This window comes from Spirochaeta cellobiosiphila DSM 17781, assembly GCF_000426705.1.
In the GTDB taxonomy this organism is placed as follows: Bacteria; Spirochaetota; Spirochaetia; order DSM-17781; family DSM-17781; genus Spirochaeta_E; species Spirochaeta_E cellobiosiphila.
Genome location: NZ_KE384554.1, coordinates 599,524 through 614,266, shown reverse-complemented (window position 1 = coordinate 614,266; position 14,743 = coordinate 599,524). Strand labels below are relative to the sequence as shown.

At 42.2% G+C, this 14,743-nt stretch carries 13 protein-coding genes and 1 tRNA gene; 10 read left to right on the top strand and 4 right to left on the bottom strand.

The features are described from left to right. Positions 1 to 12: 12 nt before the first annotated feature. The 5 genes from flgG to tsaD all read left to right on the top strand — a co-directional run bounded on the left by flgG (position 13) and on the right by tsaD (position 4,068). A complete protein-coding gene (gene flgG, locus K345_RS0109665; protein ID WP_028973977.1) occupies positions 13 to 807 on the top strand; it encodes a flagellar basal-body rod protein FlgG in 795 nt (264 codons plus the stop codon). A gap of 4 nt (positions 808 to 811) precedes the next feature. After that, a complete protein-coding gene (locus tag K345_RS20560) occupies positions 812 to 1,132 on the top strand; it encodes a rod-binding protein (protein ID WP_053228194.1) in 321 nt (106 codons plus the stop codon). Between the two features lie 175 nt (positions 1,133 to 1,307). Beyond that, positions 1,308 to 2,150 carry a sigma-70 family RNA polymerase sigma factor gene (locus tag K345_RS0109655; protein ID WP_028973976.1) on the top strand — a complete coding sequence of 281 codons (843 nt, stop codon included), beginning with the start codon at positions 1,308 to 1,310 and terminating at the stop codon, positions 2,148 to 2,150. Between the two features lie 41 nt (positions 2,151 to 2,191). Beyond that, the gene (locus K345_RS20555; protein ID WP_211227873.1) at positions 2,192 to 3,055 is read left to right on the top strand and encodes a divergent polysaccharide deacetylase family protein; all 864 of its coding nucleotides are present in this window, start codon (positions 2,192 to 2,194) and stop codon (positions 3,053 to 3,055) included. After that, positions 3,055 to 4,068: a tRNA (adenosine(37)-N6)-threonylcarbamoyltransferase complex transferase subunit TsaD gene (gene tsaD, locus K345_RS0109645; protein WP_028973975.1), complete on the top strand. Its 1,014-nt coding sequence runs from the start codon at positions 3,055 to 3,057 to the stop codon at positions 4,066 to 4,068. The genes K345_RS20555 and tsaD overlap by 1 nt, the downstream gene beginning before the upstream one ends. Here tsaD and K345_RS0109640 read toward each other — a convergent pair. Beyond that, positions 4,065 to 5,048: a nucleotide-binding protein gene (locus tag K345_RS0109640; RefSeq protein ID WP_028973974.1), complete on the bottom strand. Its 984-nt coding sequence runs from the start codon at positions 5,046 to 5,048 to the stop codon at positions 4,065 to 4,067. The genes tsaD and K345_RS0109640 overlap by 4 nt on opposite strands. A 117-nt stretch (positions 5,049 to 5,165) precedes the next feature. Here K345_RS0109640 and K345_RS0109635 point away from each other — a divergent pair, with 117 nt between their 5' ends. The 5 genes from K345_RS0109635 (at position 5,166) to K345_RS0109615 (ending at position 10,908) form a co-directional block, all read left to right on the top strand. Further along, positions 5,166 to 5,696: an adenine phosphoribosyltransferase gene (locus K345_RS0109635; protein WP_028973973.1), complete on the top strand. Its 531-nt coding sequence runs from the start codon at positions 5,166 to 5,168 to the stop codon at positions 5,694 to 5,696. A 56-nt stretch (positions 5,697 to 5,752) separates the two neighbouring features. Continuing rightward, positions 5,753 to 5,824, top strand: a tRNA-Gln gene (locus K345_RS0109630). Positions 5,825 to 5,943: 119 nt separating this feature from the next. Beyond that, positions 5,944 to 7,104: a glutamine-hydrolyzing carbamoyl-phosphate synthase small subunit gene (carA, locus tag K345_RS0109625; RefSeq protein WP_028973972.1), complete on the top strand. Its 1,161-nt coding sequence runs from the start codon at positions 5,944 to 5,946 to the stop codon at positions 7,102 to 7,104. 9 nt (positions 7,105 to 7,113) lie between these two features. Beyond that, positions 7,114 to 10,341, top strand: a complete 3,228-nt coding sequence (gene carB, locus K345_RS0109620) for a carbamoyl-phosphate synthase large subunit (RefSeq protein WP_028973971.1) — start codon at positions 7,114 to 7,116, stop codon at positions 10,339 to 10,341. Between the two features lie 54 nt (positions 10,342 to 10,395). Continuing rightward, positions 10,396 to 10,908, top strand: coding sequence for a YkgJ family cysteine cluster protein (locus K345_RS0109615; protein ID WP_037571711.1), 513 nt, complete (start codon positions 10,396 to 10,398; stop codon positions 10,906 to 10,908). Here the strand turns inward: K345_RS0109615 and cimA are convergent. The 3 genes from cimA to ilvB are packed head-to-tail and all read right to left on the bottom strand — an operon-like array spanning position 10,898 to position 14,700. After that, on the bottom strand, positions 10,898 to 12,469 hold the full coding sequence (gene cimA / locus K345_RS0109610; protein WP_028973969.1) for a citramalate synthase: 1,572 nt from the start codon (positions 12,467 to 12,469) through the stop codon (positions 10,898 to 10,900). The two genes, K345_RS0109615 and cimA, sit on opposite strands and share 11 nt — an antisense overlap. Continuing rightward, positions 12,466 to 12,966 carry an acetolactate synthase small subunit gene (gene ilvN / locus K345_RS0109605; RefSeq protein WP_028973968.1) on the bottom strand — a complete coding sequence of 167 codons (501 nt, stop codon included), beginning with the start codon at positions 12,964 to 12,966 and terminating at the stop codon, positions 12,466 to 12,468. Before ilvN ends, cimA begins: the two co-directional genes overlap by 4 nt. Next, positions 12,967 to 14,700 (bottom strand): biosynthetic-type acetolactate synthase large subunit, encoded by a 1,734-nt coding sequence (gene ilvB, locus K345_RS0109600; protein ID WP_211227872.1) that lies wholly within the window; start codon positions 14,698 to 14,700, stop codon positions 12,967 to 12,969. Positions 14,701 to 14,743: the final 43 nt, after the last annotated feature.

The following is a 14,743-nucleotide window of genomic DNA, read 5'->3' as shown; positions in this document are numbered from 1 at the left end:
GAGCGATAGATTATGATGAGATCCCTATGGACTGCAGCCAGTGGCATGACAGGCCAACAGTTCAATATAGATACAATCAGTAACAACTTGTCCAATGTAAACACGACAGGATTTAAGCAATCCCGAGCTGAGTTTGAAGATCTGATCTATCAAACTTCCCGTATAGCAGGAACCCCTGCCACAGAACTAACTGTCGTTCCCACGGGGATTCAGGTAGGGCATGGGGTTAAAGTAGGTGCTTCTCAGAAGATGTTCAACCAGGGTTCCCTGCAACAAACAGGTAATATATCCGATTTGGCTGTACAGGGAGAGGGGTTCTTTAGAGTGGGATTGATGGATGGGTCCTATGCCTATACCAGGGATGGGTCTTTTAAGATTGATTCTAATGGCCAAATGGTAACCTCCAATGGATATCGCCTCCTCCCGGAAGTCGTTCTACCGGAAGGTTTTGAAAGGGATTCTCTGTCCATTAGTCAGGATGGGCGTATCACTGTTAGGGTCGCCGGTAATGATGATCCCCTTCTTGTGGGACAGTTACAGCTAAACCGATTTGTCAATCCATCAGGATTATCATCGATTGGGGAAAACCTGTATAAGGTAACCAATGCTTCTGGTGATGCTATCACTGGTCGACCTGGATTTGATGGTATGGGTAAAACTATGCACAAGTTCCTGGAAATGTCTAACGTTAGTGTTGTAAAAGAAATGGTTAACATGATTGTTGCCCAGAGAGCTTATGAAATCAACTCAAAGGCCATTCAGACATCTGATTCTATGCTGGGAATCGCCAATAACTTAAAGAGGTAATTAAATGAGCTTAATCACTGATATGGGACAATTCCAATATTCTCAAATTCAAACATCCAAGATTAATTCTCATGCCCTCAAAGGGGATAATAAAAAATTATATGAGACTTCTAAAGAGTTTGAGGCTATATTTATAAAGCAGATGCTTAATTCCATGAAAAAGACGGTTAATAAGTCAGGATTGATGGAAGGAGGGATGGCAGAGGATATATTTGAAGACATGCTCTATGATAAGTATGCTCAGAAGATGGCTGATACAGCTGACTTCGGTGTAGCTGATACTTTGTATAATCAACTAAGTTATATTCAGAATCTGTCTAAATGATAATAGTATTCATAGTGTTACCTGTATAGAAAAGTATACAGGCCTATGGTTTTTAAGAAATGGTGTAAATGATAGTAGAGAGTTAAATGCTTGTATGTTAAGTGTTTAACTTTTTTTTGTGCCTATTGTGTTTTCTGGCACGCCATTTGCATTAGTATTCGTATTGGAGGCCAATATGAAGACGACCAATCAAACAGAACACTCGGAAGATGCATTAAAGAGTTATTTTGAACAAATCGCAAAGACTCCTTTATTAACATACGACGATGAGCAAGAATTATCTAAAAAAATCCAGGCCGGTGATGAATTGGCCAAGCATAAGCTTATCGAAGCGAATTTAAGATTAGTAGTTAAAATAGCGAAAGCCTTTATAGGTCCGGATATGAGTTTTCTCGATTTAGTCCAGGAAGGCAATTTAGGTTTAATTAAAGCAGCTGAAAAGTTTGATTTTAGAAAAGAAGTAAGATTTTCCACTTATGCATCATGGTGGATAAAACAAGCCATAGTGAGAGCTATATCAAATAAGCGACGAGCTATTCGGCTCCCTCATCGTAAGGAAGAAGCCATTAGGCGGATTCAGAGGGTGACTAATGAATTATCACAGGAATTAATGCGTGAACCAACATTAAAGGAGTTAGCAGATTACACAGATATGAGTGAAGATCAAGTATCTGCGATGTTGGATCTGGCTGGCAATATAATATCTCTGGATGTGGCCATTAATGAGAAGAACGGAACCCTTATGGACGTCTTTGAAGATGACACCTATTCTCCAGAAGAAGAGCTCTTTCATAAGAGCCTTCAAGAACGGACCCAGGCTGTTTTGAATAAGCTTAGGACCAGGGAGAAGGAAATCCTCATGTACCGCTTTAGTTTTTATGGCGGGGAAAAGTTTACTCTCAAATGTATAGGGGAGAAAATGGGGATTAGTCCTGAGACCGTCCGTCAGATTGAAATCCGGGCTCTTAAAAAATTAAAAGTTCAAGCCGAAGATTTACGTGAATATATGATACATTAGTATTGACCAACCCTAGGGGCTGCCATTACCTTGAAGGTGTAGTGGCAGCTAAGGGTAAATTAACTTTAAAGAAACGAAAGAAAAGAGCTTATCTGATCCTAATAAGTCAATTGTTCTTTTTTATTATACTATTATCATTACTTCCTAATGGACGAAACAAGGTAACATCTGAAATACCTGATCCTGCGGTTATTGATGAACCTGTTCCTCCAAGGACCATTCCTGATAACAAACCGAAGATAGCCTTTGTGATTGACGATGTGGGTAATAACATATGGCAGTTGAAGCCATTTTTAGAGGTACCCGGGCCAATTGCTTTAGCTATTCTTCCTGGAGTGACCCATAGTAAGGATTCCTACGAAGCTATAGTGGCGGCTGGTAAGACAGCCATGCTTCATCAGCCTATGGAAGCTCTAGGTGGAAATGACCTTGGACCCGGTGGCATTCATGTTGCTGACTCTGAGGAGACGATCCGTCAAACGTTAATAGATAATTTACTGCCCTATCCTATGATTGTCGGTATAAACAATCATATGGGATCCAAAGCAAGTGCCGATCCTCGTACAATGAGGATAGTAGCCCAGGTATTAAAAGAAAAAGGGTTATTCTTTGTTGATTCTCGTACTAATAGTCAATCGGTTATTGGTCAGATAGCACAAGAGTATAATATACCCTATGCGGAGCGAGCAGTGTTTTTAGATAATGAACAGAATCGGGATTATATTCTGGAGGCTCTTGAAGATGCCCGTACAGAAGCGAAGAAAACCGGTCATGCTGTCGTCATTGGTCATGTATGGACTCAGGAATTGGCAGATATACTAATGGATGTCTATCCACAGCTCATAGAAGAAGGGTATTCCCTTGTGGAAATACAGGAAATTCTTCTGGGACGGAGTGTATATTAATGCTGGTTCTTGGTATTGAAACATCCTGTGATGAATGCTCAGTTGCCGTTGTTGAAAATGGACGAAAAATATTAAGTAATGTTATTGCGACTCAAATAGAAACTCACAAACCCTATTCAGGAGTGGTTCCTGAGATTGCCAGCCGTTTACATACGGAATGGATAGTAGGTGTATATAAACAGGCATTAGTGGATGCCGGTATCGATCAAAGCCAGTTAGACGCCGTTGCTGTTACAAACAGACCTGGTTTGGTTGGTTCTTTGCTGGTAGGCGTGGGGTTTGCTAAATCATTAGCCGCCACCCTGGGAATCCCTGTCATTGGGATTGATCATATCAGAGCCCATCTCTACGCTCCTCAATTGGAATCGGAGATAGCGTATCCCTATCTGGGCTTACTGGTTTCCGGTGGCCATACTATGATAGCCAAAGTGACCAGTTTTGATGATTTCCAGGTTCTGGGAACGACTATTGATGACGCCTGTGGAGAAGCCTTTGATAAGGTGGCAAAATTCTACGGCCTTGGATATCCTGGGGGCGTGATTATAGATAAGCTTAGTAAGGAAGGAGATCCTAAAGCCTTTAACTTTCCTAAGCCCTCCCTGCATAAAGGGAATAATCGCTATAATGTGAGTTATTCTGGGTTGAAGAATGCTGTGACCAATCAAATTGATCAATTCTGGAATCGGGAATATGAAAAGACTCCTGCCAATATTGCGGCCTCCTTCCAAAGAACTGCTGTCGATATTCTCCTGGGACGTCTCAAAAAGGCAATCCAGGATACAGGATTATCTACTGTCGTCGCTGGAGGAGGTGTTGCTGCCAATTCTTATTTGAGACAGCGATTAGAAAGCTGGCCTCAGGTAGAAGCTTATTATCCTTCTTTGACTCTGTGTACTGATAATGGAGCTATGGTTGGAGGGATTGCTTACCATTACCTGGAACGGGGCGATAGGGATGGGGCTAATTTGTCCGCTTATAGCCGTGTTAAAGCCTTCCGTCATACTTATCCCTAGAGGGACTGACCTAATAAACTCTGGATTTGCTGTAATTCCTGTATATCCTCATCTTCATAGTATCTTTGTAATGGTTCCTTAGGCATTTTGATGATCTTTTGGGCCATTTGCATCAGGACTTCCACAAAGGGAGCCTGCGGGACTGATAAACTCAGGGGGTTTCTTTTTAATATGGACAATCGGATCCGGTCATCATAGGGAAGATAGGCAAAATATTCCATATCGATTTGTAGATTACGTGTCACTATTTCCCGTAGCTTCATTCCCAGTTTGAGGTCATAATCGGTTCGTCCCTGATTGAGGATCACCCTGGGGTAAAAACGGCTCATAATGTGATGTAATTTCAAAGCAGAAGCAGGATTGATTCCTTCCATATCTTTTACAATAGATTTGAGGTTTGTTCCTGATCCTTCCAGTTTATGACTGAAAAAGTCTTTCAGAACCTGTCTTTCCTGGCTTTTACCGGGAAAACTAAGATATAGCTGTCGAAAGAGGGCCCCTTTGATTAGACTGTACGCATTAAGAATGCTAGTCGTCTCGGGAGCAATCACCACTAATCCCGTTTGTGAGGCCAGGAAAAAATCCAATACATTAAAGCTTGTCCCAGATCCCAGGTCGAGTATCACATAGTCTGCTACTAATTGGCTTAGGTCATTAAGTATCTTCTTTTTTATATAGAAGGGGAGGTTCGCCGTTCCCGGTATCAGACTGTCTCCCGGTATGAGGAATAAACGGGGAACCCTGGTTTCTCTTATTAGATTCTCCAGGCTTCTATTATTATCCCACTGGGCGATAAAACTCCCCAGACCCCTTTCAGGATTACGTTCTCCTAAGAAGGTGTGTAAATTACTGCCTCCTAGATCTAAATCCACTAAAACAGTCGTTTTACCTAATTTGGATAAACATATACCCAGATTGGAACTTATGGAGGATTTACCCACTCCTCCTTTACCGCTGGCCACAGGAATAATTTTTATCATTAATTATAAGGATAGAAGGACAGCTTTAAAGAATGCAAGGAAAAACTTTACCCCTTGTCCTAATAAGAGTTCCTCTTTAAAATGGAAAAGTTGTTATAATTAACTGTTGGAGATAGTATGCAAGAATACGATTTGGATGGGGCTATACGTAAAGTTCCTGATTTTCCCAAAAAGGGAGTACTCTTTTATGATATAAGCGGAATCCTTCAAACACCGGAAGCTTACAACTACGTTATTGATAAGATGGTCGACCTCTATAAGGATAAGAATTTAAGTGCCGTAGCGGCTATAGAATCCAGAGGTTTTCTTTTTGCTAGTCCTTTTGCCGTAAAGATGGGCCTTCCTTTAGTATTGATTAGAAAGAAAGGTAAATTACCGGGAAAGGTGATCTCAAGATCCTTCGCCCTTGAGTATGGGGAAGACACTATTGAAGTACATCCTGATGATGTTCCTACAGGAGGAAAAGTCCTTGTAATCGATGATTTGATTGCTACGGGAGGTACTTTGAGAGCGGCTTGTGAGCTTATTGAAGACGCTGAAGGTGTGGTGGAAAATATCTTTGCTCCTGTGGGATTACCCTTTCTTAATTACGACAAAGTGATAGGCCATTATCCTGTTACAACCTTAATAGACTACCACTCAGAATAGTGTTGACAAAAGAATAGCTTTTCGGTATTTTTGTTCAAGCTTCGATAAGAAAGCATTTCCTGGTGGTGTAATTGGCAACACAACAGATTCTGGTTCTGTCTTTGGGGGTTCGAGTCCTCCCCGGGAAGTAGATCTTTTTAAGAGAAAACTGGCTATTGGCCGGTTTTTTTTTAACCAGAACCTGGATCAAGTGTATTTTTATGCATCTTATTTTCAAGTTCATGCAATTTAAGAGAAGAAGGTGGCCATGCAGACAAACTTTTTAGTTTTAAAAGATGGAACGGTCTTTAGGGGAGAAGCCTTTGGTTATCCTGCACCTAAAGCTAAGGAATTATCCTTTACTTCCATCGTTCAAAGAGGTACCGGTGAAGTTGTATTTAATACAGGTATGACCGGTTATCATGAGATTCTGACAGACCCCTCCTATTCAGGACAAATGGTTCTAATGACCTATCCTCATATAGGAAACTACGGTTGTCTTAACGACTGGTCCGAGACTGGTCCCGAAGAGATTGACCGGCGTCCCCGGGTGAAGCCTGGTGGTTTTATTGTACGAAGCTTGTACAGAGGACCTATTCCTTCTGGACGTATCACATTAGATGAGTTTCTGAAACAGTCTCAAACCCCTGGTATTAGTGGAATTGATACAAGGTCATTGACTCTTAAATTAAGAGATCAAGGGAACCAGAATGGTGTTATTGTGGCACCTGTAGATCCTTCTGCCACTGAACTTACTTCTGATGAATTAACCCTGATAATGAAGCATTTTGATGAGTTCCCCCAAATGGAGGGGCTCAATATGATAGAAGAAGTAGGATCTCAGGATGTATCAGTAGAAAATCCTGGGGGAACTCACCATGTGGCCCTCGTCGATTGTGGACTTAAAGCCAATATTGTTAGAGAGTTTGTAAAGCGCGATTGTAAGGTAACCATCATCCCTCATCAATTAGGGGCCAAAGCCGTTCTTGATGCCAAGCCTGATGGGGTTATCTTTTCTAATGGTCCTGGAGACCCGGCAGTACTAACAGATACCATCAAGATGATAAAGGACCTTATTGGCAAGATGCCTGTCTGGGGGATATGCCTTGGGCATCAAATGATCGCAGAAGCTTTAGGGGCTACAACCTTCAAAATGAAGTTTGGCCACCATGGGACGAACCAGCCTGTAAGAGATGAACGAACAGGGAAGGTTTTTGTTACTTCTCAAAACCACGGTTTTGCTGTCAAAGAGGATACGATCCCTGATAATGTAGCCGTATGGTTCCGTAATGCCAATGATAAAACAGTAGAAGGTTTATACCATAAGGATTTACCTGTTTTATCAGCTCAGTTCCATCCAGAATCCGCACCGGGTCCACATGATTCCACGTGGATTTTTCAAGCTTTCTTAGACACAATCAAGGGGTAGAAATAGGAAATGCCAGCAAGAAAAGATATAAATAAGATATTAATCATCGGTTCAGGACCGATTGTTATAGGCCAGGCTTGTGAGTTTGATTATTCAGGATCTCAAGCGGTAAAAGCCTTGAAGGAAGAGGGCTACGAAGTTGTCCTGGTTAACCCTAATCCGGCTACCATGATGACAACACCCGGTATAGCCCATACCATTTATACAGAACCATTAACCGTTCAGCATGTGACGGAGATCATAAAAAAAGAACGGCCTGATGCCGTTCTTTCTACAATGGGGGGGCAGACAGCTCTTAACCTGACTCTGGACTTGGCCAAAGCCGGTGTCTTAGAGGAATATAATGTAGAAGTTATTGGGGCCAATATTGAATCCATCAGAGTTGCTGAAGACCGGGGGGAATTCAAGAAGATCGCCGAATCTATCGGCCTTGAGTCCCCTAAGTCGGTCTTAACCAAGGATTGGGCCGGAGCAGAAGAACTCATGAAGGAAGTTGGCCTTCCCTTAGTTATACGACCTTCCTTTACCCTTGGTGGTATGGGGGGGGCTATCGCGTATACAGAAGAAGAGCTTCGGGATATTGTTGAACGTGCCTTAGCTGAATCTCCTGTTCATGAAGCTTTAGTAGAAGAGTCTCTCATTGGTTGGAAAGAGTTTGAAATGGAAGTAATGCGGGATAAAGCAGATAACGCCATTATAGTTTGTTCCATCGAAAACATAGACCCTATGGGTGTCCATACCGGTGACAGTATCACTATCGCTCCTATTCAAACCTTGAGTGATAGGGAATACCAGAAGATGCGAACAGCCAGTATTGATGTACTAAGAGCTGTTGGTGTTGATTGTGGTGGGTCCAATGTACAGTTCGCTGTAAAACCTGGCACAGATAGAATGGTCGTTATTGAAATGAATCCCCGCGTCTCCCGTTCTTCGGCTTTAGCCTCAAAAGCGACGGGATTTCCCATTGCTAAAGCCAGCGCCCGTTTAGCTGTTGGTTATACTCTGGATGAGGTCATTAATGAGATCACTGGCAAGACTGTCAGTTGTTTTGAACCGGCACTAGACTATTGTGCCGTTAAGGTTCCTCGATTCGAAATGGAAAAATTCCCAATGGGGTATTCAAAGCTTGGAACACAGATGAAATCTGTAGGTGAGTCTTTAGCTCTGGGGCGAACTGCCATCGAAGCTCTAAACAAAGCCATCCGTGCTGCTGAGTTTGGATATGAAGGTTTAGAGCCTATCAAAAAGAAAACTCCTGAAGAGATTCCAGCCATTCTTGAAATGGCTCATCCTTTAAGGATCTTTGCTCTCTATGCCACCTTGGAAAAAGAAGGTGTTGATACCATTCCTCAATTGTCACAGATATCAGGTTATGATCCCTGGTTCCTTTATATAATGTCTGAACAGATCGAATTTGAGAAAATATTACGAGCTGGGAAAAAGGATAAAGATACCATTCTGAAAGCTAAGACTATGGGGCTTAGTGATAAGCGGATAGCTGATTTATTGAAGCTTACTCCTGAGGAGGTCAGTGATCTTCGTGATAAATTAGATATACACTCGGTCTTTCACTTTGTTGATACCTGTGCTGGAGAGTTTGAAGCGGAAACCCCCTTCTTTTACTCCACCTATGGTGAAGTTGATGAGGGAGGCTCTTCTGAGGAAAAGACAATCATTATTCTGGCCTCTGGTCCCAATAGGATCGGTCAAGGTTTGGAATTTGATACCTGTTGTACCTTAAGTTCTCTGGCTTATAGAAAAATGGGTTACAAAACCATCATTATCAATTCAAATCCTGAAACAGTATCTACGGACTTTAACGTATCAGATAGATTGTATATTGAACCACTCACTCCGGAGCATGTTAAAGAGATCATGCGTAAAGAAAAAGTCAAAAAGGTTCTCGTACAGTTAGGCGGACAAACTCCGTTAAATATGGCTGAGGATCTGGAAGCCTGGGGTGCTGATATTATTGGTACACCGGTAAGCGCCATTAATGATGCAGAAGACAGAGGACTATTTTCTGATCTTCTTAAGAAGCTCGATCTTAGACAACCTGAGAATCGTATGGCCGCTTCTCCCGAAGAAGTGGTTAAATATTCAAAGGAAATCGGTTTTCCTGTTCTCTTACGACCTAGCTTTGTCTTAGGTGGTAAGAGCATGTTCATAGCTTTTAACGAAGAGGAGCTGGAAGTCTTTCTTTCTAAGGGCATTGAAATGTCTGTTAAACGACCGGTATTGGTAGATCAATTCCTGGAAGATGCTTTTGAATATGATCTGGACGCCCTTTCTGACGGAACCAATGTCTATATTGGTGGAATCATGCAGCACATTGAAGCCGCAGGTGTTCACTCTGGAGATTCTGCCTGTGTCTTCCCTCCCTATAAATCAAAACCTGAAGTCTTAGAGGAAATGCGTCAGGCTACTGCCAAAATTGCTCGTGAGATCGGTGTTAAAGGTTTTCTTAATATCCAGTTCGCTGTTAAGGATGATGTTCTTTATATTCTGGAAGTTAATCCGAGAGCTTCTCGGACCGTCCCTTTCTTATCTAAAGCTTCGGGAGTTAATCTTATTGAAGTAGCTGTTAGGTTGTGGCTTGGTGAAGACCTTAGGGCACAAGGTTTAGTTAAGGATAACCAGATCGGAGAAGGGCACTGCTTAACAGGTTGGGCTGTCAAAGAAGCGGTCTTTAGTTTTGACCGTTTTAGTGGTGTCGATCCTCTCTTAGGACCTGAAATGAAGTCCACCGGTGAAGTTATCGGTACAGGGGATACTTTTGGTGAAGCTTTCGCCAAGGCTCAAGCCGCAGCAGGAACTATATTACCTACTGAAGGGCGTGTCTTTGTCTCAGTTCATCCCTCTGATAGAGCCACCATTCTTCCTTTTGTAAAAGACCTGGTCGATTTAGGATTTAAGATTAGAGCTACAAGAGGAACGGCTCAGTACTTATTTGAACAGGGGATTTTCACAGAAGTCGTTTTAAAGAATTATGAGGGCCATCCTAATGTTGTGGATCATTTGAAAACCGGCCGTATTGATTTAGTGATAAATACCCCTATGGGTCGCTTTAGTCAGCAGGATGATGGCTACTTAAGAATTGAAACCGTTAGACGTAAAGTCCCTTATACAACAACAACCTCTGCGGCAAAAGCAGCGGTAGAAGGAATTAAATACCTGAAAAAGAAGGAAACCATCGTTAGACCCTTACCTGCTAAGTACGGAGAGATTGATTTCTAGACTATACTAGGTTAGTATACAAGACCTCCTTCTAAGTAGGGAGGTCTTTTTTTTATGAGGATAAATACTATGATAGATGAATATAGACGATTGCTTCGCCTGGCAGAACGGGATAAGAAGATGATCAAAGATAAGCTCACTAAATTGGATAGACGCCGAACTATGACTTTACAAAAGAGGATTCATGAATTTCATGATGAAGTCTTTGCAGAGGTCGATTGTCTTAAATGCGGTAATTGCTGCCGAGAAGTAGGACCGAGGATTATTGAACCTGATATTGTTCGAATCGCCAAAGATCAAAATATGAAGAAGAATACCTATATTGCTCATACCATGGTAAGTGATGAAGACGGGGATTGGGTCTTTAAAGATTGTCCTCCTTGTCCTTATCTAGGTGAGAACAACTTCTGTCATATATATGATGTAAGACCTAGAGCCTGTAAGGATTATCCTCATACCAAGGATAGGGATATCCATAAACGTTTAAAGAGGTTGGCCATTGATACGCAATATTGTCCAGCTGCTTACTTAATTGTGAACAAGATTATTGAGGAATTTAAACCTTAGCCCTCTTGTTGTAGTAGTACTCAAAACTATCAACGAGGGCTTCCCAACTGGCTTCAACGATGTTTTGATGTACTCCTACTGTGTCCCAACTGGAATGTTTATCACTGGACGTTACAAAGACCCGTACCTTGCCCTGGGCTGCATCTTTTTCCGGATTTAAAACTCTTACCTTATAATCAATAAGGGAGATGTCCTTTATGAAAGGATAGAACTCCCCAAGGGCATCCCTCAAACATTTATCCAATGTTCCAACAGGTCCTATACCTGTGGCAGCACCCATGTGTTGTTTTCCGTGGGAGTGAAGAAATATTCTCCCCACTGTCTTGGAACTTCCTTCACCGGTTTTAAAGCTTTCCAAATGATAGTTATTGAGATCAAAGAGGGAGTTGTATTGGCCTAGAGTCTTGAGAATGAGCATTTCAAAGCTTGCTTCTGCTGCTTCATACTCATAGCCTTCTTTTTCTTTCTTTTTGAGAAGGGAGATGAGTTTGTTGACTTCAGGACTGTCTTTCGTATAGTCACCATAATGACTGAGCTTATCCACAATGGTGGATTTACCTGCCAATTCACTAAGTAATATTTTTCTTTCATTTCCCACTTTAGAACTATCAATGTGTTCCATGAGTCGAGCTGCTTTGTTGATAACGTCCACGTGTTGGCCGGCTTTGTGACTAAAGGCGGCTACTCCCACATAGGGTTGTCTTTTATCAGGGAATATATTGGCCTTTTCCGAAACAAAACGGCTCAGATTCGTTAATTGGCTTAACTTCTGATCCATAGACGTGTAGTATTCAGGGAGCTTTAACGTAATATTAGGAATGATAGAACACAGATTGGCATTTCCGCAACGTTCCCCCCATCCATTGATAGTTCCCTGAAGTTGAACCGCTCCTTTACGAATAGCGGATAAACTATTGGCAACAGCACATCCTGTATCATTATGAAAATGCCCTCCCAGAGGGGCTAGTTCATAAGTAGATAGTTCCTCCATAATGGATTCTACTTGAAAGGGTAACGTCCCGCCGTTAGTATCACATAGCACTAAGTTAGCGGCACCAGCTTGGGTGGCTGTCTGGAGGACCTTAAGTGCATATTCTTTGTTATCCATATATCCATCAAAGAAATGTTCCAAATCTAAAAAGACTTCCCGTCCCTCTTTTTGGAGAGTGTTGATCGAATCAAAGACCATTTCGAGGTTTTCTTCCGGACTTGTTTGAATGACCTTATCAACATGGGCCAGCCAAGTTTTGCCGACCACGATGACTGTGGGTGTTTCTGCTTCCAAAAGGGCTTTTATGTGAATGTCTTCTGATGCTTTCTGACCTGGTCTTCTCGTTGATCCGAAGGCTACCATTTTGGCATTACGAAGATTTTGTTTCTTCATAGCATCGAAGAAGGCTTGTTCCTTTTCGTTAGCTAAAGGAAAACCTCCTTCTATATAATCAATTCCTATATTATCTAACTGGAGGGCGATTTCTATCTTGTCTTTGAGTGTATAGGATATTCCTGTCCCCTGCATTCCATCACGGAGGGTTGTGTCGTAAAGGTCAATTTGGGTCATGATTTTTTTCCTTTTGTTGTTTTACTGCCTTTTTCAAGGGCTACTAATCCACTTCGGGCAATGTCCAGAATGGTATATTCAGACATAACTTCAATAAAATCTTCAATCTTTCTGGTTGAACCTGTGATTTCCATAACAAAGGAATCAGTAGACACATCAAGCACTGTTGCCTTATAGGTTTCAGCCATCTTTATAATCTCTGCTCTGTATCCTTTATCTGCCCGCACCTTTACAATAGCTAATTCTCTGGTAATCGCTTTATGGTCTGTCAGATTCTGTACTTTTATCGTATCTATTAATCTGTGAAGCTGCTTGAGGATCTGCTCTATGGCTGTCTCATCCCCTGTGCTTGTCAAAGTCACTCGGCAGAGGGAAGGATCCATGGTCTCTCCGTAAGTGATGCTTTCCAGGGAATAACCTCTTCCTGAAAACAGTCCTGATACTCTGGATACAACACCCGGTTTATTTTCTACCAATAGGCTGATAATGTGACGCATTTAGGCCTCCTGTCCTGTAATGTATTGGTCTAGACCGGCTCCAGGAGGTACCATGGGCCAGACATTTGCTTCTTTATCAATCAAGAAGTCGATAACAATAGGTCGATCTGTAATGGATTTGGCCTTTTCCAAGGCGGGGATTATCTCTTCTTCCTTTGTTACCCGTATTCCCTCTGCCCCATAGGCTTTGGCTAACATAACAAAGTCAGGATGATAAGGGGGCGGTGTTTGAGCATCTGTATTCCATGGGCCATTATCTTGTCCCGCCGCTGTTAAACAGGTATGTGAATACCTTTTTTTATGAAATAATTCTTGCCATTGTCTAACCATACCAAGATAGCCATTATTCAGGATAGCAATAATAACGGGTAGTTTTTGATCGACACAGGTTGCTAACTCTTGGATGTTCATCTGGATCGAACCGTCTCCTGCAATATCAATAACCCTTTTATCGGGTAAACCGGCTTGAGCTCCTAAGGCCGCAGGAAAGCCATATCCCATAGTGCCAAGGCCTCCAGAAGTTAGCCAGGATCTCGTTCTGTTAAAAGGATAGAAGAGGGCTGTCCACATTTGATTCTGTCCTACTTCTGTACAGATGATCCCTTGAGGGAATACGTGACCAATCTGACGTATAATATGGCCAGGTGATAAACCGGGACCGGGAACGGATTCATCAAGAGGGTTAAGCTTTTTCCTTGTTTTGATTTCATCAATCCAGTCATGAGCCTTAGATTCTTCCAGAAGGGGGGCTACCTCTTCCAGTACAGTTCTTGCATCTCCCACGATAGGAATTTTTACAGCTACATTCCTGCTAATGGTTGTGGGATCAATGTCTATATGAATAATATCAGCATGTGTAGCAAAACGGTTAAGATCCCCTGTCGCTCTATCATCGAAGCGTACTCCTATACTAAAGAGTAGGTCACAATCGGTTATGGCTTGATTAGCTGCCACTGTTCCATGCATACCGATCATTCCCAAAAAGTTAGGATCCTCTTGTTCCAGGATGCCTAATCCCATAAGGGAACTGGTAACAGGAATACCAGTTTTGTCAACGATTTGTCGGAATATATCCTGTGCACCTGATAAGTGCATGCCTCCTCCAATGTAGAAGAGGGGTTTTTGGGCATTATTCAATGCCTCTGCTGCTTTATGTATCTGCCGGGAATGTCCTTTGTAAACAGGATTATAACCTCTGAGGCTAACTTCCTCAGGATATTCATCATCTAGAATGGTGTTTAGGACGTCTTTGGGAATATCTACAATGACAGGACCAGGACGTCCTGTCTGGGCAATGTAAAAGGCCTCTTTTAATACTCTTCCAAGGTCGGCACGGCGGGTAACAAGATAATTATGTTTGGATACAGGCCTTGTTAAGCCTTGAGTGTCCGCTTCCTGAAAGGCATCATTTCCTATCATATTACGGGGAACTTGCCCTGTTATGCAGACAATGGGAATGGAGTCAAAATTAGCTGTTGCCAAACCTGTAATGGTATTTGTTGCTCCCGGACCAGAGGTGGCAAGACAAACTCCAACCTTGCCGGTTGCTCTGGCATAACCATCGGCAGCATGAACAGATCCCTGTTCATGCCGATTTAAAACCAACTCGACTTCAGGATGATCATAGAGGACATCAAAGATGGGAATCACCGCACCTCCGGGATATCCAAATATGAGATCGACCCCTTCCTTTTTAAGGGCCTCAACAATTAGTTGACTTCCGGTTCTCTCCATGATCTACTCCTTATGTATATTGGTAAAAAAAAAGCCGTCTTCC